We start from the raw sequence: 17,776 nt of genomic DNA on the forward strand, positions 1-17,776 counted from the left end.
TTAGCTTCAAGATGGTCAACAAGCGGTAAAGAAGGGACATTTTCGGCCCAGACAGCGATGGAAGACCTCCGCTTGTCTCACCAAGGCAGGGGCCTATATGCTGCACCGCGAGCATTTATGTCCCATTCCACAATCCTCTCCACCGCAGATGCAGCCGCCGCGCTGTTCGATCTGCCGCGACCGGCCTCCGAGTGCCGCATCGTCGTCGCCATGTCGGGCGGGGTCGACAGTTCGGTGGTTGCCGCGCTCGCCGCCGCGAGCGGCGCGGACGTGGTCGGGATCACGCTCCAGCTTTATGATTACGGTGCCGCCACGGGCCGCAAGGGAGCGTGCTGCGCGGGCGACGATATCGCCGACGCGCGCGCCGTGGCCGATCGGCTGGGTATCGCGCACTATGTATTCGACCATGAGGGCGCGTTTCGGGAGTCGGTGGTGGAACAGTTCGCCGACGATTACCTCGCCGGGCGCACCCCGGTTCCCTGCATCAGGTGCAATATGGGGCCGAAGTTCACCGACCTACTAGAAATGGCGCGCGAACTCGATGCCGATTGCCTCGCTACGGGTCATTACGTGCGCCGTGCGATGGGGCCCGGCGGTGCGGAGCTGCTTCGAGCGGAAGACGCGAGCCGCGACCAGTCCTATTTCCTTTTCGCGACGACCCAGCCGCAGCTCGATTTCCTGCGCTTCCCGCTGGGTGCAATGCCCAAGACGCAGGTGCGCGAACTGGCCGAAGCCGCTTCGCTGCGCAACGCCGCCAAGCCGGACAGCCAGGACATCTGCTTCGTTCCCGATGGCAACTACGCGAAAATCGTCGAGAAGCTGCGCCCCGAGGGTGGGACCCCCGGCGCAATCGTCCACGCGCAGACCGGTGAGACGCTGGGCCAGCACGCGGGCGTCATCCATTTCACGGTCGGTCAGCGGCGCGGGCTCGAAATCGGTGGCCAGCCCGAACCGCTTTATGTCGTCGAGCTCGATGCTGCGGCGTCCGAAGTGCGGGTCGGGCCCAAGGCGATGCTCGCCACGGCGAGCGCGCGACTGGTCGAAACCAACCGGATCGGCCCGCTCCCCGACGTGCCTCTTACGGCGAAGGTGCGTTCGCTGGCGAAGCCTGTCGCAATCACACTCGATGGGTCGCTCGGAGACGGCGCGCCGGTCGATATCCGATTCGCATCGCCCGAATTCGGCGTCGCGCCGGGGCAGGCTGCGGTCATCTACGCGGGGGAACGCGTGGTCGGCGGCGGCTGGATCGACCGGACGGTCGCCGCGGCCTAACCACCGCGTGGCGGCGCGTTTCTAATCCGCCCATTTCTCCAGCACGCAGCCATACCCCTCACGATATGTCGCGGTCTGGCTGGCTACGAGCGGGAATGTTGCGGTGACGCTCTTCGTCTTGGGGTCCTCGGACAGTCTCACCAGTTCCATCCCGGCGACCTTGTCCTTCGCGCAGTCGCCGATCGATCGCCCGCCGATATAGCGGCACGAGCAGGCGACGCGCGCAGCATAGGACGCGCCGGTTACCGCATAGCCGTTGATCGCCGCGCGGTTGGCGAACCAACCGACCACGCCGACAGACAGCAGCACCAAGACCGCGACCAGCAGGATGCGCGGCCATAGGCGCCGCGTAGGCTTTTCACGGAAATGAGTGGTTGCGGAAGGGGTTTCGGTCGTTGCCAAAGGGGCGTCTCTCGTGCGAATTGCTGCGCCCATGTTGTCGCTCCGCCACCTCGCGCTTGCAAGCCCTGTCTGCCTCGTCCTGTCGCTTGCCGCCTGCGGCGGAGGTGCCGAGCCGGACCTTGGCCCGAGCGAGTCCGAACTCGCGGTCATCGCCAAAAGCCCAGGCGTCGGACGCGAACGACTGGCAATGGATTTTGCCGACCTCTTCGACGAAAACCAGGGCATCGGCGAGACGCGCGCAGCCATGGTGATGCATGGGGGCGAAATCGTCGCAGAGCGTTATGCCGATGGCTACGATGCCGACACCCGCTTCATCAGCTGGTCGATGGCCAAGACGGTGACCGCAGTCATGATCGGCATGCTCGTCGCCGATGGCGCACTCGAGCTCGACGAGCCTGCGCCCGTCCCCAATTGGCAGCGACCGGGCGATGCGCGCGCCGAGATTACGCTGCGCGACCTGTTGCAGATGCGATCCGGGCTCGATCACACCGAAGCCGGCGATCCGCCATATGAATCGAGCGAAGTGCGAATGCTTTTTCTCGACCAGCGAGACGACATGGCGAAGTTCGCAGAAGAGCAGCCGCTGGAGGCCGAGCCGGGAGAGAAGTTCGAATATTCGAGCAACACCACGGTCATCCTCGCCGACATCGCAGCCGATGTCCTGACCGATAACAGCACGGACCCCGAAACGCGCCGCAAGGCCGTAGATACCTACCTGCGCACGCGCCTGTTCGAGCCGCTCGGGATGACGTCGATGGTGCCTGAATACGATGCCGCCGGAACGTTGATCGGCGGCAGCGCGATCCACGGCAACCTGCGCGACTGGGCGCGATTCGGCGAATTCCTGCGCAACCACGGCAGCTATCGCGGGACCCAGCTGGTTCCGCGCCAATGGATCGATTTCATGCTGGAGCCGAGCCCGCCTGCGCCTTTTTATGGCGGGCAAATCTGGCTGAACACGCAGGCCAGCGATCCGCAGGATTCACTGTATCCGATCGACAAGCCGAAGGGGATATTCGCCGCCATCGGCCATATGGGTCAGTACATCGTCGTCTCGCCCAAGCAGAAGCTGACGATTGTCCGGCTGGGCCATTCGGACAGCGAGCAGCGTCGTGCGCTGCTGCGCCAGGTCAACGACGTGGTCGAGCTGTACCCGACCGACTGACGAACCTGCCATCACCGGTCCGCCAGCAGTCCCGGTCAGCCGGGAAGGTAGAACGTGCCTTCGACAACCGTCGCGCAAGGCCCACCAAGCCACACGCGCTCGCCTTCGAGCCGGCAGGTCAGCTGCCCACCGCGCGTCGATGCCTGAAACGCGCTCATCGTGTCGCGCCGCAGCCGCGCGGCCCAGAAGGGTGCGAGCGCGGCATGGGCGGAGCCGGTGACGCTGTCCTCGGGCACACCCCAGGCAGGCACGAATACGCGGCTGACGATATCGGTGTGGTCCCCCGGGGCGGTGCAGATCACCATGCGGTCGATTTTCGCAAGCGCCATCATGTCCGGCTGCAGGCGGCGGACGGCCGATTCATTCTCCAGCAGCACGATGGTGGTCTGTTCGGCCCCGCTTACCGATTCGAACAATGGCGCCTTCGCGTGCAGCGCGGCGAGCAGGGCGGGAAATGTCGCCTCTTCCACCCGTGTGATCGGCAGTGCCAGTTCGTAGGCATCGGCATTGCGCCTGACCTCGAGCACGCCCGCCTTGCGGGTCCGGAACGTGACCGCGTCGCCCCCGTCACGGTTCAGGAGCACGTGACCCGCAGCCAACGTCGCGTGACCGCACAGTGCGACTTCGCTGGTCGGGGTGAACCAGCGCAATTCCCAGTCCGCCTCCCCGCTCTCGTCCCGCACGACGAAGGCGGTTTCGGCGAAGTTGTTCTCTTCGCCGATCGCCTGCAACGTCGCATCGGGCAGCCACGTGTCGAGCGGCATGACGGCCGCCTGATTGCCGCCGAAGGGGCGGTCGGCGAAGGCATCGACGTGCCAATAGGGAAGCGCGATCATTCGTTGCTCTCCAGTTTGGCGAACTCATCCTGTTCGACCAGCATGTTGCCAGGTTCGTCGACGTGGCCTGCGGGATCTACGTGGATCAAAAGCTCGATCCCAGGAAACTCGCGACACAGGTCCTGTTCCACGGCTTCAAGAATGTCGTGCGCCTCGGCAATGCTCTTGTTGCCGTCGAGATCCACGTGGAACTGCACGAAATCCACACCACCACTGGTGCGGGTGCGCAGGTCGTGCAGGCGCGAAAGCTCCGGATGGCGTGCGGCGACCGCAACGAACTGCTGCCGTTTCGCGTCTGGCCACTCGCGGTCCATCAGGTGATCGATCGCATTCCCCCCGGCGCGCCATGCGCCCCACAAAAGCCATGCGGCAATGCCGAGGCCGAACAGCGGGTCCGCTCCGGAAAGACCTGCATACCGGTCCAGCACCAGCGCCACGATCACGGCGAGGTTCAGCAGCAGGTCGGACTGATAATGCACGTGATCCGCCGTGATCGCGATCGAACGTGTGCGGGCGATCACGAACCGCTGGTAGGCAAGCAGTGCCAGTGTCGCGACAATGGCAATCACGCTGACCAGGATGCCTTCCTGCGCGCCCGCGACGCGCTGCCCGGCAACCAGCGCCTCGCCCGAACGCATCGCGATACCGGCAGCCGAAAGCGCGATCAGCATGACCTGGAAAATCGCCGCGAGCGCTTCTGCCTTGCCATGGCCGAACCGATGCGTCCGGTCGGCGGGACGGGCAGCGACGATGACGCCCAGCAACGTGACGAGACTGGCCACCAGATCGAGCGCGCTGTCCGCCAGCGAGCCGAGCAGGGCCATCGAGTTGGTCTGCCACACCGCCCACAGCTTGAGCGCCACCAGCAGGACTGCGGTCGCGATCGACGCCACGGCCGCGCTGCGGCCGAGGCTTGCCCTCTCGCTGGCCGAGCCGCTTCTCATGGATAGAGCAAAGTGCTGCTCCACCCGCCACCCTCGCGCGTGAATACGCGGCGGTCGTGGAGACGGTTGTCGCGGTCGAGCCAGAATTCGATCTTTTCGGGCGTCAGCGTAAACCCGGTCCAATAGGCTGGGCGATCGACCTCTTGGCCTTCGAACCGCTCCTTAGCAGCCCGAAAGCGATCGACGAAGACAGCGCGATCTTCAAGCGGGCGGGACTGGTCGGAGGCGACGGCGCCCAGTTGCGAATCACGGGCGCGCGAATGGAAATACTCGTCCGCCGTCGTGTCGGCGACCTGCGACAGCGGCCCTTCGATGCGGATCTGGCGGCGCAGGCTCTTCCAGTGAAACAGCAGCGCCGCATGCATGTTGGCGCGGATTTCCTCACCCTTGCGGCTATGCGCATTGGTGTAGAAGGTGAAACCTTCGGGTCCGTGGCCCTTCAGCAGCACCATGCGAACAGACGGGCGGCCCTCCGGGGTCGCGGTCGCGAGCGCCATCGCGTTCGAATCATTGGGTTCGGATGCGCGCGCCTCGGCCATCCATGTGTCGAACAGCCCCAGCGGATCGCCATGAGGCAACGCACTGGTGGACGCGGCGGGCTGGCTTTCACTCATGCCCGAGCCCTAGCCTCCACTCCGCGCGGCGGCAATTAGGCCATTCAATTTGTCCGGGCTGGTCGCTAGAGCCAGAGCCCATGACGGTGAGTATCCAGCCAGTTATCCTGTGCGGCGGTGGCGGCACGCGACTATGGCCGCGCAGCCGTGCATCAAAACCCAAGCCCTTCCTCGCCCTGCTGGGCGGGCGAACCCTCTTCCAGAAGGCGCTCGATCGGGTCGCCGATCCCGAACACTTCGCCGCTCCACTTGTGGTCGCTGGCGAAGCGCACCTGCCATTAGTGCGCGAACAGGGTGGAGGCGGGCTTGCGATCATCGCCGAACCGGTCGGGCGCAATACCGCACCCGCTATCGCCCTCGCGGCGCACCGCGCGCCCGAGGGGAGCGTTTTGCTGGTCTGTCCGAGCGACCATCATATTGGGGACGAACAGGCCTTTCGCGAAGCGGCGGAGGCGGCGGCCAAACTGGCTCGTGACGGATACCTCGTCTCGTTCGGGATCGAAGCTGTCAGCCCGCATACCGGCTACGGCTATTTGAAGCGCGGCGCAAGGCTGCCCGGCGGCTATGCACTCGAAGCCTTTGTAGAGAAACCCGACCTCGAAACCGCGAAGGGCTTTCTGTCCGACGGGCGATACAGCTGGAATGGCGGAATCTTCGTCTTCGGCCGGGAGCGTTTTCTGGAAGAGTTGCAGGCGCACCGGCCCGTAATGGCCCGGCTGTGCGAGGCGGCCGTGAGCGAAGGAGAAACCGAGGGCCAGGTTTTTCGCCCGGCACAGTCGCCTTTCGCACGTATCGAGGGAGAATCGATCGACTACGCGGTCATGGAAAACACCACGCGCGCCGCGATGGTGCCCGCGGCAATGGGCTGGTCCGACATCGGGGACTGGAAGGCCGTGCGCGAGGCGCGCGGAGGCGCGTCCAGCGGCCCTCACGAGTTGCACGATAGCACGGGAGTGATGGTCGACACCGATGGCCCACGCGTGAGCGTGGTCGGCCTCGACGATGTCATCGTGGTCGTCGATGGAAACGACATCCTCGTCACAAGCGCGAGCAGCGCTCAGGATGTCGGCGATCTGGACGGGGTGAAGCGGACATGAGGCAACTTCCAACCCACTCCTTGCCCAAGGTCTGGGGTCGGCAAACGCCGCCAGCGCCGTTCACGAACCCACATGACGAGCCGCTCGGTGAAATCTGGTTCGATTCCCCACCGGAACTCGCCAATCTGCTGGTCAAGTTCATCTTCACCGATGCCGCGCTCAGCGTACAGGTCCACCCGGACGACGCTCAGGCGCCTGCGGGTTGGCGCGGCAAGAACGAATGCTGGTATATCCTCGACGCCGAACCGGGGGCCAAACTGGCAGTCGGGCTGACGCAAGAGATGGATGCTGACGAACTTCGCGCTGCCGCACTCGACGGGTCGATCGAGCGGATGCTTGGTTATGTCGAGGTGACGCGTGGCGATTTCTTCTCGATCCCTGCAGGCACGATCCACACGCTCGGCGCAGGCATCACCCTGCTCGAAGTGCAGCAGAACAGCGATGTTACCTACCGGCTGTACGATTATGGTCGCCCGCGCGAACTGCATCTGGAAGACGCGCTCAGGATCGCGAACCGCGACGTATACGCGTCTGCGCTTCATTCCCGCGCACCGGACCAAGGTTACTCCGAGCTTCTCGACGGCCCCTTCTTTCGCCTCGCAAAGCTGGCGAGCGACGGCGCCGTACCGGAGGGACGTTTCGCGAGCCACACACTAATCCTGCCTTTGACGGAGGGTGCGTCGCTTGCAGGTCAGCCACTTGCCGTGGGGACCTGCACACTCGTGAGCGGAACCGATGGGCTGGACCTCTCCAACGGAGCCAGCCTGATCCTGGTCGAGGACACCTCTGCAGCCTAGCGCCGAGCCGCGTTCCGGATGGCGTTGGTGACGAATTCGGTGAGCCTGCCGACCTTTGCCAGATAGGCATCGCGCAATTTCAGATGCTCCGCCGGATCGATGGCCAGCATCCACGCGACGGCCTCTAGCAACTCCTTCTCCCCGCCACCGCGCAGGCCGATGACGAGGCCTTTTTCTTCCAGCTCGCGCGAGATGCCGTTGATGTCCGAACATTGCGTTACGGCGGGCACGCCGAGCACAGCGCATTCGCGCGCAATCGTGAGCGACTCGCCCACGTAGCCACGGCATAGCGCCATCAGGTGGTGCAGGTCGGCAGGGCGACCGGCATAGGCATGGGCCGCAAGATCGCTTGGCAAGTCGCCCTCGGCGCTGATGTGCACCCGGCCGTGGCGCGACAGCTGAGCGACCAGCTGCCGCAGCGTATCGACATCCCACCCGGCCTTCCCGAGATCGTGATTGGCGTTCCAGCTCACCGTGCGGACAAGAAAGTTGTCGCGCGTCTCGTCGAACCCACACCGCTTCGCGGTCGCGAGATCGGGCTCGAAATTCTCGAGAAAGGCACGCTCCTTCGGCCCCTGAAAATGCGAATGCCGCCCCTCGGGCAGAGGCCCGGCATAGCTTTCGGGGGTGTAGACATGGGTGATGAAGGGCCACGTCAACGCGGTCTGCAACGCCGCGTTGTCCGAATCGTAGAAGGAGATCGCCGGAATGCCGAGCAGCTTTCCGACATGCGAAATCGCCACCCCGCCGAACCCGGCCATCACATCGGGGCGGAGTTTGCGCGCCATTTGCCACACCGCGACATCGCGCTTCACCAGCTCTATCGCCAGCTGAGGAGCGCCCGCCCCGGCTCGTGTTACCGGGCGATGGTCGAAACCCCAGCTGTCGAGGAGGTCGACCGTCACGTCCTTGTGGCGCGAGGCTATGGCGATCTCGGCCCCTTCGCTGCGCAACCGCTCGATCGCGTTCTTAAAGAACAGTGCGTGTGCGGGGTGGACGATGTCGAACAGCACACGCATCGTCAGGCCGGACGCCTCTGTCGCACCAGATCTGCCGCTTCGAAGAGCGCCAGCGTTATGAAGGAGCAGAGGTATCCGCCGAGCCGGTTCAGCGCGAGCGCGGCGAAGGCCACTGCAGGCGATTGGCGGACAATCATCGCTAGCCCTGCGCCAATCGTTTCCGACACGCCGATACCTCCGGGAACCAGGCCGACGACGGAGCCCACCACGGGAGCGATGGCGTGGAGCGCCGCATCGTAGAGGTCGGCAGAGGCACCGAGCGCCCAGAAGCACAGCAGCAGCCGAACCGCTACCACACCCAGCATGGCGACACGCAACCCAAGCAGGCCGGTGGCAACCCGAAACCCTCCCGACCTCACGATCAGCGCGAACAGGGCCGCGCTTGCCAGCAGGCTCCCCCCGACGAGCGGAAACGAAGTCAGCGCCACCCCGGTGAACGCGCCCGCGACAGTGAACCTCAGCAACCCGACGTAGAGCAGGATACGCCCGCTCTCGACGACCGACGCACCCCTGGCGACCAGCCCTCCCCCCCGCACAAGCGCGCTCGCCGGAATGGGCAGGAGGTTGGAGAGGATTCCGACACTCGACAGGCGGATGGCTTCGATAGGCGGGAAGCGCTTGCCTACGGCCGCGGCGCACAGACCAAGTTCGAGCCCGTTGAGCACGACACCCGCGAAGCCAAGGAAGACCGAGGCGAGCAGCCAAACCCAAGCGATTGCGGCGAGGCCGATCTGCGCCGCGTCGAGCGACCAGGCAAATCCACCGACGAACAGGATCGTCGCGATGCCAAGCAGCGCCCTGCGGCGCCGCGCAAGAAAATCCTTCGCCAGAGCGAGCGTCGGATGCAGCCGCTCGATCAATGTGGCGCGCCGCGGTTTCTGCGCTTGGAGGTCGGAAGGGTCGAGAGGCATCATCGCCAACTACCAGCCCATGAAATATGGTTTGTCGGGCGGCGGCGTGGATGGACGGTGCAGGCGCTCACCCCAGATGATCCGTGCGGGCTTCTCACGCGAACCGGTGACCACATGCGCGCCACGGTCGATCGTTACGATCTCACCCGGGCGATAGGTCCGTCCATCCAACGCCAGTGCACCGCCTTCCACGGTGTAAGTGCCCGGTACGCGGATTTCGAAGCGGTACGGCTCCGAACCGGACGGGATATCCTCGCCCGCGAGATAGAACGGACCCCACCAGTGCAGGTACGTGTCGCGCAGCGCCTCGGCATCTTCGGGGCTGAAGTGCGGCACGCCGCCTTCGGTCAGGGTCGGCACGTAGGGCTCGGCGAACAGCTGCTGGAACTGGTAATCGTCATCGACCAGCAGGGGCACCGGCCGCTCCTCCATTGCCGCGCGATAGATCGAACGGTTCGCCAGATGATATTGCTTGAGCGTTGCCGGAGTCACGAAAGGATTGGCCTTGGGCCGTTCGGCCAGCATCCCCATGAAGTCGAAATAGGCGGTGTCCTTCGGGAAGGTGGCGTAGGCCGTGTCGATCAGCGCGCGCTGCTTGTCGATCGGGCTTTCTTCTTCGAACGCGTATCCGATCAGGCCGAACACCAGGAACAGCGCAGCCGTGCCCGAGGCGGTGATCCGCGCGTTGATAAAAGGCATAGCAATGCTGCACGCGATCAGCACCCACGGCAGCATGAAGACGTAATAATACGGCGCGGTGTTGTGATAGAACAGCAGCGTCGTCAGCGGCAGATATAGGCCCACGAGGGCGATTTTCTCGGCCCGGGTCGCCTTCCACTTCCACAGCGCAATGGGAAACAGCGCAAGGAGGAGCGTCACCAGCGGAGCCATCTGCGCTGCGGCAATCGCGACCGGCCAATAGGGTTTGGCCTCGAGCGCGAACATCGTCGCACCCGAACCCTCGACAATGTTGGCGGCATTTTCCGACGCGACGCCGGCAATGCCCCGCGAATGGAGCGCGAAGATCACGCCCGCGCTCGCCAAGGCGATCGCACCGGTCACGGCGACCCGCACCACATAATCCCACGCGAAGCGCCGTTCGCTCCACCGCCACCAGAGAATTCCGGCAAAGGCAGGCAGCAGCAGGACGATCTTGATCGTGACCATCAGCGCCGTACCGATCAGCAACCCCGCGCCCAGCATGCTCCGCACATCGAGCGGTCGGACTGCGAGCACCCACAGCGCGCCCATCATCAGCGCCGTCGAGGGCGGATCGAAGCGGAAAGAATAGCCGTGCTGGAACACGAACGGGAAGGATAGGTAGGCAAGCGCGCAAAGCAGGCCCGTAACGCGGTCGGTAAAGCGGGTGGCAAGCGCAATGATCCCGGCGACGATCGCCAGCTCGCACCCGAACATGAACAGGCGGATCACGACGATGTGATCGACCGCATTGCCGGGCAGGTCGGTCACCCACGAGAACGCGCGGACATGCAGAGTGTTGAGCGGTCTTGCCAGTTCGCCGTTCTGGAACTGGATCAAATGGTTGTAATGCCAGAATTCGTCCCAGTTGATTGCGCGGCGAAACACCTGCGTGAACTGGACGAGCAGCAGCAATCCCAAGGCTGCGCCAGCAACCGCGCGGGCGGAGAGCCGCTCGACGATTCCGAAACCGCGCCGGGCCGGCGTCGGAGCAGGATGCGCAGCGATACCCGTCATCCCGCTAACTTCTGGCGCGCAGAGAAATGGGTGTGTCGCTGCCATCGCCAGTGTCTTCGATGGCATTGCCCTGCACGTCCTGCGCAAGTTCAATGCGGCGGACTTTCTCGAGCGTAATCTCCAGCAGCTGGCGGTTTCGTGAAACAACGTCGGCCAGCAGGCCTGCCGCAAAGGCGATGAAGCTCATTACGCACAGCACGCCGCCCAGCACCAGCGATTGCAGGTGCCCTGCCCCGTCGCCCTGGGCAAACTGCCACACGAAACGCGCGATCGGTAGCAGGCCGATCAGCCCCAGCGTCAGACCGATCGCGCTGAAAGCGCGCAAGGGCGAATACATGACGTAGATCAGGATCAGCGTCTTGAGCTGTTTGGCGATGAAGCTCGGGATATTGGTGAACAGGCGGCTCTCGCGCGTCGCGGCATTGGTTGCGACCGGGACGGAGACGATCTTCAGCTTCTTGCGTCCGGCCTGCAGCACGGTCTCGATCGTGTAGCTGAAGGGCGAAACGATGTTGGATTTAAGCGCCGCCTCGCGGCTGATTGCGCGAAAGCCGGAAACGGCATCGGGAACGCGAGCGCCCGATAGCGTGGAAACCGCAAGACTGCCGAGCCGCTGGAGCACGCGCTTTATCGGAGAGAAATGGGCGATCTTGGCGGTCTGCCGGTCACCGATCACGATATCCGCACGGCCTTCCACGACCGGCCCGACCAGCTTGGCGATGTCCGCCCCGCAATACTGGTTGTCGCCATCGGTGTTGACGATGATGTCCGCGCCCAGCCGCAGGCATTCCTCGATCCCGCGCGCGTATGAGGCGGCGAGGCCCCGATTGGTGGCGTTGCGGATGATGTGATGTGCGCCGTAACGGCGGGCGACTTCGCTGGTCCGGTCGCTCGAACCGTCATCGATCACCAGAATTTCGACCCGGTCGATACCGGGGATCGTCCGCGGCAGATCGATCAGCGTCTGCGGCAGCGTCTGCTCCTCGTTGAAGCACGGTATCTGGATCAGCAGCAACATTGGCGGTTCCGGGCCCTTCCCTTGCGCCCTCTTCACCCGATTATGGTTGAGAATTCCTAAACACGGCGGCGCCCGGCAGCGCGCGCCGCAAGGAAAATCCAATGATGTCCGTCGTCTCGCGATGGCTTCGCGTCGCCAAGCGCCTTGCGCAGAGCCCTTCGCAAATCTAGCTAGCGGGGATGGCGGACCCTTATGACATCCTCGGCGTCGGGCGCGACGCGACCGAGCAGGAAATCAAGAGCGCCTATCGCAAGCTCGCCAAGCAGCTGCATCCGGACCGCAACAAGGACAATCCCAAGGCGGCCGAGAAGTTTTCCGATATTACCAAGGCCTACGACATGCTGTCCGACAAGACGCAGCGCGGTCGATACGACCGGGGCGAGATCGATCTGGAAGGCAACCCGACGAATCCGTTCGGCGGCATGGGCGGCGGTGGCGGCTTTGGCGGAGGTCGCCGAGGCGGGCCGGGCGCCGGCTATTCGGAAGGATTCCGGGGCGCAGGCGGCGAGGAAGTCGATCTTGGCGACCTGTTCGAGGGCCTGTTCGGCGGCGGCCGGGCCGGGCCGATGGGTGGCGGCGGCCCGCGATCGGGCATGGGCGGCGGATTCGGTCGCAGCGCTCCCCCGCCGCGCAAGGGCGCGGATATCGCCTATCGCCTGCGGGTCCCCTTCGTGGATGCCGCGCGGCTGATCGAGCAGCGGATTACGCTGCAGGACGGCAAGACGATCGACCTCAAGCTGCCCGCCGGTGTCGAGAGCGGCACTCAGATGCGCTTGCGCGGCAAGGGCGAAGCGGGGCCCGGCGGTTCAGGCGATGCACTGGTGACGATCGAGATCGACAGGCACCCGCATTTCGAGCGCGACGGCGACCGCGTCCGGCTCGACTTACCGATCACGCTGAGCGAGGCATTGCGTGGCGGCAAGGTGCGCGTGCCCACTGTCGACGGCCCGGTCATGCTGACGATCAAGCCCGGCACAAGCGGGGGCACGACCATGCGCCTCGCCGGCAAGGGATTTTCGCGCAAGGGCGGTGGCCGCGGCGATCAGCTGGTAACGATACAGATCGTTCTGCCCGACGATATCGCGCCCTTGGAAAAGGCGCTCGAAGGCTGGACCGACGGGGCGAATCCGCGCGCAGACCTGGGCGCCTGATTTGCGATTGCGCCGCCTCATTCCTCGCTTGCGGCAGGCATTGCCCGATCCCGAATCGCGCCAGATCCATTCACTGACCCCCGAGGATCGTCGCCGCGAAGCGCAAGAGTTGCAAGGCACCCCGGCAACCGCGCTCCACCGACACGCCCGATCGTTCGAAGTGGCGCGCAGGGTTTTCGTCGGGACCTTCAACGACGGTTTCCTTTACGCAGGCAATCTCGCCTACATGTCGATGCTGGCGATCTTCCCGTTCTTCATCACCGGGGCGGCGATCTTCGCTGCGCTGGGCGAGGGGAGCGAGCGTGCGGCCAGCATCAACGCAATTCTGCTGGCGATGCCGCCGGTGGTTGCCGAAGTGATCGAGCCCGTCGCGCGAAGCGTTATCGATTCGCGGCAGGGCTGGCTGCTATGGGTAGGCGGCATAGTGGGCCTGTGGACCGTCGGCAGCCTGATCGAAACGATCCGCGATTTGCTGAGGCGAGCCTACGGGACGGAACCGACGCAAGCCTTCTGGCTCTACCGTCTCGCCTCGACCGCAATGATCATCGGCGCGGTCATATTGCTGTTGTTTTCCCTGATCGCGCAGGTGACGATTGGCGCAGCGCAGCAGGTGATCGATGCCTATTTCCCGCCTTTGAGCGATGTGCTGGACCAGCTTTCCCTGGCCCGGTTCGTCCCAGGTTTCGGCCTGTTCGGTTCGATCTATGCGCTGTTCTACATCCTCACTCCCAGCCCCTATCGCAAGAAGCGCTATCCCAAATGGCCCGGTGCAGTCGCGACGACACTTTGGTGGGTCGGCGTGACGGTGGCCCTGCCTCAGGTACTGCGGAGCTTTTTTGCGTATAATCTGACCTACGGATCGCTTGCGGGAATCATTATAACGCTACTGTTTTTCTGGCTGGTCGGGCTCGGGCTCGTTATCGGGGCGCAGCTGAATGCGGCGCTGGCCGAAACCCCGGAAGAAGAGCGGCTCGCGATGCGGGATAACGCTCTGGAATCGCGTATCGCGCCCGAGGCGCTGGCAATGGAAAGGAAGAAACCGTGACCCGTCTGATGGAAGGCAAGCGTGGGCTCATCATGGGGCTTGCGAACGACAAGTCGCTTGCATGGGGCATCGCCCAGAAGCTTGCCGAGCATGGCGCCGAACTCGCCTTCACCTTTCAGGGTGAAGCGCTGGAAAAGCGTGTCCGCCCGCTCGCGAGCCAGCTGGGCTCCGATATCCTCATTCCGTGCGATGTCAGCGACATGGCCAATCTCGATGCCGCGTTCGAGACGCTGAAGGGGCACTGGGATCAGCTCGACTTCGTCGTCCACGCGATCGGTTTTTCGGACAAGAGCGAGCTGCGCGGGAAATATGTCGACACCAGCCTCGACAACTTCCTGATGACGATGAACATCTCCGCCTACAGCCTCGTCGCGGTGGCCAAGCGCGCGGCGGCGATGATGCCACCCAAGGCAGAGGACGGTTCAGGCGGCGGCTCCATCCTGACGCTGACCTATTACGGTGCCGAAAAGGTCATCCCGCACTACAACGTGATGGGTGTCGCGAAGGCTGCGCTCGAAACCAGCGTGCAGTATCTCGCCAACGATCTCGGGCCTGACAACATTCGCGTCAACGCAATCAGCGCGGGGCCGATCAAGACGCTGGCAGCCAGCGGGATCGGCGATTTTCGCTACATCCTCAAATGGAACGAGCTGAACTCACCGCTGCGCCGCAACGTCACGATCGAGGATGTCGGCGGATCGGGGCTCTATTTCCTGTCCGACCTGTCTGCGGGCGTGACCGGTGAAACGCACCACGTCGACGCGGGCTACCACGTGGTCGGCATGAAACAGGAAGACGCGCCGGATATCGCGCTCGGCTGACGCTCAGCTGGCGAGGCGCAATGCCGCTGGGCCACTGCGGCCCTGCTGGTTGCCCCAGATTCCGCGAGTATCGTAGACGATCGCGTCGGCGCGTTCCTCTTCGGGGATCGACCGGAAAAGGTCGTGGTCGACGAGTACGATCAGGATGCCGCAGGTTTCGAGCGCGGTGTCGATATCGACCAGCTTGGCGCCCGTTTCGCCGAATTCGACCGGCAGTTCCTTCGCGTAGGGCTCGACAATCCGGATCCGCTCGCCGAACTGGCGGGCGAGCCGCGCGGCGACGAAGCGCGCCGGGCTCTCGCGGAAATCGTCGATATTGGCTTTGAAGGCGAGGCCCATGCACGCAACGGGCACGCCCGGATTTGCGGCGATCAGCTCGCTTGCCTGCGCGAGCACATGGTGCATCTTCGCATCATTGGTGTCGCGCGCCTGCCGGATAATCTTCGCTTCCTCGGGCGCGCCATGGACGATGAACCACGGATCGACCGCGATGCAGTGCCCGCCCACGCCCGGGCCCGGCTGGAGGATGTTCACGCGCGGGTGGCGGTTGGCGAGGCGGATCACCTCCCACACGTCGAGCCCCTGCTTGTCGGCGATCATCGATAGCTCGTTGGCGAAGGCGATGTTGACGTCGCGGAAGGCGTTTTCGACCAGCTTGGTCATTTCCGCGCTGCGCGCATCGGTGGTGACGCATTCGCCGCGCACGAAGCGTTTGTAGAATGCCAGCGCCTTGCGCGCACAGCGCGGCGTGATCCCGCCGACCGAACGGTCGTTATGGACAAGCTCTTCCAGAATGCGGCCGGGCAACACCCGCTCCGGACAATAGGCGACTGCGATATCGGGCGTGCCGCTAGCAAGGCCGGGCATCGCAAGATCGGGCCGCAGCAGCGACAGGCGGTCGCGGATCGCGTTGGTCGTGCCGACGGGACAGGTCGATTCGCAGATCACCAGCGCGCCCGCTTGCAAGACCGGCGCAATGGCGTCGACCGCCGACATGACGTAGCCGGTGTCGGGCTCGTGTCCGGCTTCCTTCAGAAAGGGCGTCGGTACGGCGATCACGTACACGTCGGCTTCTGGCATTTCGTTGCTGGCGCGCAGCGTTCCACGCGCGACGACCGCCTGCACCAGGCCATCCAGATCGACTTCCTCGATATGGATGTCGCCGCGATTGATGGTGTCGACCACATTCGGCGAGGTATCGACGCCAATCACCGAACAGCCGCTTCGGGCGATGATCGCAGCGGTCGGCAGGCCGATATAGCCCAGGCCCACCACCGCCACAGTCGGATTGTCGTTCGTCATTCGCGCCTTCCCCAGCAGCCAGCCAGCGGGTGTGTTCGCGCAAGCTTGTGTACCAAGCCGGTAAATTTATCGGTAACGCTACGCCCCCGACGCTGAGGACGGCGATGGCGGCATCGCGTCCTTGCAGCCTCGCGCGCGAGGGTCCGGCGCAGTGGGGTGACAACCCGGGATGGCGCAACTATGCGTCCGTGGAATTCCGATGATTTAGGGGCACCGACCAGTGAAGGGCATCATTCTCGCCGGTGGCAGCGGCACCCGACTTTATCCTGCCACGATGGCGCTGTCGAAGCAGCTCCTGCCCGTCTTCGACAAGCCGATGATCTATTACCCGCTCAGCGTCCTGATGCTGGCGGGCATCCGCGAAGTCCTGATCATTTCGACCCCCCGCGACCTGCCGATGTTCAAGGAATTGCTCGGCGACGGGTCGGCTTACGGAATGGCCTTGAGCTACGCCGTCCAGCCAGAGCCTAACGGGCTGGCCGAAGCCTTCATCATCGGTGCGGATTTCATTTCCGGCGGCCCGAGCGCGCTCATTCTGGGCGACAATATCTACCACGGCGAAAAGATGGGCGAAAAATGCCGCAACGCCGCCGCGGAAGCCGCCACGGGCGGGGCGAACGTGTTCGCTTATCACGTCGATGATCCTGAACGATACGGGGTCGCCGATTTCGATCCGGAAACGGGCAAGGCGACCAGCATCGAGGAAAAGCCGGCCAATCCCAAATCGAACTGGGCGGTGACCGGGCTGTATTTCTACGACAGCGATGTCGTCGAGATCGCCCGCGGTATTCGGCCGAGCGCACGCGGCGAGCTGGAAATCACCGACGTCAACCGCACTTACATGGAGCGCGGCGATCTGCATATCACCCGCCTCGGCCGCGGCTATGCCTGGCTCGACACCGGCACCCACGAGAGCCTGCATGAAGCATCGAGCTTCGTAAGAACGATCGAGCATCGCACCGGGATCAAGATCGCGTGCCTGGAAGAGGTCGCGTTCCGCCAAGGCTGGCTGGATGCCGACGCCCTGCTGCAACGCGCAGCGATGATGGGCAAGACAAGTTACGGCGCCTATCTGCGCAAGCTGGTGGACATGGCGGCGTGACCCAGTTCCATCGCCAGGCGATTCCCGAGGTGATCGAGCTGACGCCGCCGAAATACGGGGATCATCGCGGCTTCTTTTCGGAGGTCTACAAGAGGTCCGCTTTCGAAGCCGAGAATATCCGGATCGACTGGATCCAGGACAATCAGTCTTTGTCGGAAACCGTCGGCACTGTGCGTGGCCTGCACTTCCAGGTGCCGCCCGTCGCACAGGACAAACTTGTGCGGGTGCTGCGCGGCGCGATCTACGATGTCGCACTCGACATTCGCAAAGGCTCTCCGACCTATGGCCAGCATGTCGGAGTGACGCTGTCGGCGCAAAAATGGAACCAGCTGCTCGTGCCGGTCGGCTTTGCCCATTGCTTCATGACTTTGGAGCCCGATACCGAAGTGCTGTACAAGGTCAGCAGCCCCTATTCGAAAGAGCATGAGCGCGCGATCCGCTGGAATGATCCGGCGCTGGGAATCGAATGGCCCGCCATCGATGGGGAACCGACGCTTTCGGAAAGAGACATGGAAGCCCCGCTGTTCGCAGAATTCGATTCTCCGTTTACCTTCGAAGGCTGAT

Annotated in this window: 18 protein-coding genes; 9 read left to right on the plus strand and 9 right to left on the minus strand. The window is 64.1% G+C overall.

All coding sequences use genetic code 11. The features are described 5' to 3' along the window. Positions 1-117 precede the first annotated feature (117 nt). Positions 118-1,272 carry a tRNA 2-thiouridine(34) synthase MnmA gene (mnmA, locus tag AAG591_RS05865; RefSeq protein ID WP_342530094.1) on the plus strand — a complete coding sequence of 385 codons (1,155 nt, stop codon included), beginning with the start codon at positions 118-120 and terminating at the stop codon, positions 1,270-1,272. 21 nt (positions 1,273-1,293) lie between these two features. Here the strand turns inward: mnmA and AAG591_RS05870 are convergent, their stop codons facing one another. Beyond that, the gene (locus AAG591_RS05870; protein WP_342530096.1) at positions 1,294-1,674 is read right to left on the minus strand and encodes a hypothetical protein; all 381 of its coding nucleotides are present in this window, start codon (positions 1,672-1,674) and stop codon (positions 1,294-1,296) included. 31 nt (positions 1,675-1,705) lie between these two features. On the opposite strand from AAG591_RS05870, the gene AAG591_RS05875 reads away from it, so the two are divergent. Continuing rightward, complete coding sequence (locus AAG591_RS05875; protein ID WP_342530098.1) at positions 1,706-2,839, plus strand: serine hydrolase domain-containing protein; 1,134 nt, start codon at positions 1,706-1,708, stop codon at positions 2,837-2,839. A 35-nt stretch (positions 2,840-2,874) separates the two neighbouring features. On the opposite strand, the gene AAG591_RS05880 is transcribed toward AAG591_RS05875, so the two are convergent. Genes AAG591_RS05880 through pdxH form a run of 3 tightly spaced genes read right to left on the minus strand, consistent with a single transcriptional unit; the run spans position 2,875 to position 5,233 of the window. Continuing rightward, the gene (locus tag AAG591_RS05880) at positions 2,875-3,675 is read right to left on the minus strand and encodes a PhzF family phenazine biosynthesis protein (protein ID WP_342530101.1); all 801 of its coding nucleotides are present in this window, start codon (positions 3,673-3,675) and stop codon (positions 2,875-2,877) included. Beyond that, positions 3,672-4,619, minus strand: coding sequence for a cation diffusion facilitator family transporter (locus AAG591_RS05885; RefSeq protein WP_342530103.1), 948 nt, complete (start codon positions 4,617-4,619; stop codon positions 3,672-3,674). Before AAG591_RS05885 ends, AAG591_RS05880 begins: the two co-directional genes overlap by 4 nt. Next, positions 4,616-5,233, minus strand: a complete 618-nt coding sequence (gene pdxH, locus AAG591_RS05890; RefSeq protein WP_342530105.1) for a pyridoxamine 5'-phosphate oxidase — start codon at positions 5,231-5,233, stop codon at positions 4,616-4,618. Before pdxH ends, AAG591_RS05885 begins: the two co-directional genes overlap by 4 nt. An 80-nt stretch (positions 5,234-5,313) precedes the next feature. On the opposite strand from pdxH, the gene AAG591_RS05895 reads away from it, so the two are divergent. Then, positions 5,314-6,330: a mannose-1-phosphate guanylyltransferase gene (locus AAG591_RS05895; protein ID WP_342530107.1), complete on the plus strand. Its 1,017-nt coding sequence runs from the start codon at positions 5,314-5,316 to the stop codon at positions 6,328-6,330. Beyond that, positions 6,327-7,127 carry a class I mannose-6-phosphate isomerase gene (locus tag AAG591_RS05900; protein ID WP_342530110.1) on the plus strand — a complete coding sequence of 267 codons (801 nt, stop codon included), beginning with the start codon at positions 6,327-6,329 and terminating at the stop codon, positions 7,125-7,127. The genes AAG591_RS05895 and AAG591_RS05900 overlap by 4 nt, the downstream gene beginning before the upstream one ends. Here the strand turns inward: AAG591_RS05900 and AAG591_RS05905 are convergent. From AAG591_RS05905 to AAG591_RS05920, 4 genes are read right to left on the minus strand one after another with little or no spacing between them, the layout of a single operon-like run. Beyond that, a complete protein-coding gene (locus AAG591_RS05905; protein ID WP_342530111.1) occupies positions 7,124-8,146 on the minus strand; it encodes a DUF354 domain-containing protein in 1,023 nt (340 codons plus the stop codon). The two genes, AAG591_RS05900 and AAG591_RS05905, sit on opposite strands and share 4 nt — an antisense overlap. A 2-nt stretch (positions 8,147-8,148) precedes the next feature. After that, entirely contained in the window at positions 8,149-9,060 is a 912-nt protein-coding gene (locus AAG591_RS05910; RefSeq protein WP_342530113.1) for a hypothetical protein, read from the minus strand. 6 nt (positions 9,061-9,066) lie between these two features. Beyond that, positions 9,067-10,818: an ArnT family glycosyltransferase gene (locus AAG591_RS05915; RefSeq protein WP_342530115.1), complete on the minus strand. Its 1,752-nt coding sequence runs from the start codon at positions 10,816-10,818 to the stop codon at positions 9,067-9,069. Beyond that, positions 10,778-11,791 (minus strand): glycosyltransferase family 2 protein, encoded by a 1,014-nt coding sequence (locus tag AAG591_RS05920; protein WP_342530117.1) that lies wholly within the window; start codon positions 11,789-11,791, stop codon positions 10,778-10,780. The genes AAG591_RS05915 and AAG591_RS05920 overlap by 41 nt, the downstream gene beginning before the upstream one ends. 179 nt (positions 11,792-11,970) lie before the next feature. Here AAG591_RS05920 and AAG591_RS05925 point away from each other — a divergent pair, with 179 nt between their 5' ends. The 3 genes from AAG591_RS05925 to fabI are packed head-to-tail and all read left to right on the plus strand — an operon-like array spanning position 11,971 to position 14,808. Next, complete coding sequence (locus tag AAG591_RS05925) at positions 11,971-12,942, plus strand: DnaJ C-terminal domain-containing protein (RefSeq protein WP_342530120.1); 972 nt, start codon at positions 11,971-11,973, stop codon at positions 12,940-12,942. A gap of 40 nt (positions 12,943-12,982) precedes the next feature. Then, positions 12,983-13,987 carry a YihY/virulence factor BrkB family protein gene (locus AAG591_RS05930; protein ID WP_342530122.1) on the plus strand — a complete coding sequence of 335 codons (1,005 nt, stop codon included), beginning with the start codon at positions 12,983-12,985 and terminating at the stop codon, positions 13,985-13,987. Next, a complete protein-coding gene (gene fabI, locus AAG591_RS05935; RefSeq protein WP_342530124.1) occupies positions 13,984-14,808 on the plus strand; it encodes an enoyl-ACP reductase FabI in 825 nt (274 codons plus the stop codon). Before AAG591_RS05930 ends, fabI begins: the two co-directional genes overlap by 4 nt. Positions 14,809-14,811: 3 nt before the next feature. On the opposite strand, the gene wecC is transcribed toward fabI, so the two are convergent. Beyond that, entirely contained in the window at positions 14,812-16,110 is a 1,299-nt protein-coding gene (gene wecC / locus AAG591_RS05940; protein ID WP_342530126.1) for a UDP-N-acetyl-D-mannosamine dehydrogenase, read from the minus strand. 220 nt (positions 16,111-16,330) lie between these two features. Between wecC and rfbA the strand changes: the two genes are divergently transcribed. Together rfbA and rfbC are read left to right on the plus strand one after the other, a co-directional pair. Beyond that, a complete protein-coding gene (gene rfbA / locus AAG591_RS05945) occupies positions 16,331-17,212 on the plus strand; it encodes a glucose-1-phosphate thymidylyltransferase RfbA (protein WP_342530128.1) in 882 nt (293 codons plus the stop codon). Next, entirely contained in the window at positions 17,209-17,775 is a 567-nt protein-coding gene (gene rfbC, locus AAG591_RS05950; protein ID WP_342530130.1) for a dTDP-4-dehydrorhamnose 3,5-epimerase, read from the plus strand. Before rfbA ends, rfbC begins: the two co-directional genes overlap by 4 nt. The last annotated feature ends 1 nt before the right edge of the window (position 17,776 follow it).

Origin of the sequence: Citromicrobium bathyomarinum, from assembly GCF_038594485.1 — a bacterium.
In the GTDB taxonomy this organism is placed as follows: Bacteria; Pseudomonadota; Alphaproteobacteria; order Sphingomonadales; family Sphingomonadaceae; genus Alteriqipengyuania; species Alteriqipengyuania bathyomarina_A.

Coding starts and splice junctions, on each gene's coding strand:
- mnmA (WP_342530094.1), top strand. CDS start 118: ATGTCCCATTCCACAATCCTCTCCACCGCAGATGCAGCCGCCGCGCTG.
- AAG591_RS05875 (WP_342530098.1), top strand. CDS start 1,706: ATGTTGTCGCTCCGCCACCTCGCGCTTGCAAGCCCTGTCTGCCTCGTC.
- AAG591_RS05880 (WP_342530101.1), bottom strand. CDS start 3,675: ATGATCGCGCTTCCCTATTGGCACGTCGATGCCTTCGCCGACCGCCCC.
- AAG591_RS05885 (WP_342530103.1), bottom strand. CDS start 4,619: ATGAGAAGCGGCTCGGCCAGCGAGAGGGCAAGCCTCGGCCGCAGCGCG.
- pdxH (WP_342530105.1), bottom strand. CDS start 5,233: ATGAGTGAAAGCCAGCCCGCCGCGTCCACCAGTGCGTTGCCTCATGGC.
- AAG591_RS05895 (WP_342530107.1), top strand. CDS start 5,314: ATGACGGTGAGTATCCAGCCAGTTATCCTGTGCGGCGGTGGCGGCACG.
- AAG591_RS05900 (WP_342530110.1), top strand. CDS start 6,327: ATGAGGCAACTTCCAACCCACTCCTTGCCCAAGGTCTGGGGTCGGCAA.
- AAG591_RS05905 (WP_342530111.1), bottom strand. CDS start 8,146: ATGCGTGTGCTGTTCGACATCGTCCACCCCGCACACGCACTGTTCTTT.
- AAG591_RS05910 (WP_342530113.1), bottom strand. CDS start 9,060: ATGATGCCTCTCGACCCTTCCGACCTCCAAGCGCAGAAACCGCGGCGC.
- AAG591_RS05915 (WP_342530115.1), bottom strand. CDS start 10,818: ATGGCAGCGACACACCCATTTCTCTGCGCGCCAGAAGTTAGCGGGATG.
- AAG591_RS05920 (WP_342530117.1), bottom strand. CDS start 11,791: ATGTTGCTGCTGATCCAGATACCGTGCTTCAACGAGGAGCAGACGCTG.
- AAG591_RS05925 (WP_342530120.1), top strand. CDS start 11,971: ATGGCGGACCCTTATGACATCCTCGGCGTCGGGCGCGACGCGACCGAG.
- wecC (WP_342530126.1), bottom strand. CDS start 16,110: ATGACGAACGACAATCCGACTGTGGCGGTGGTGGGCCTGGGCTATATC.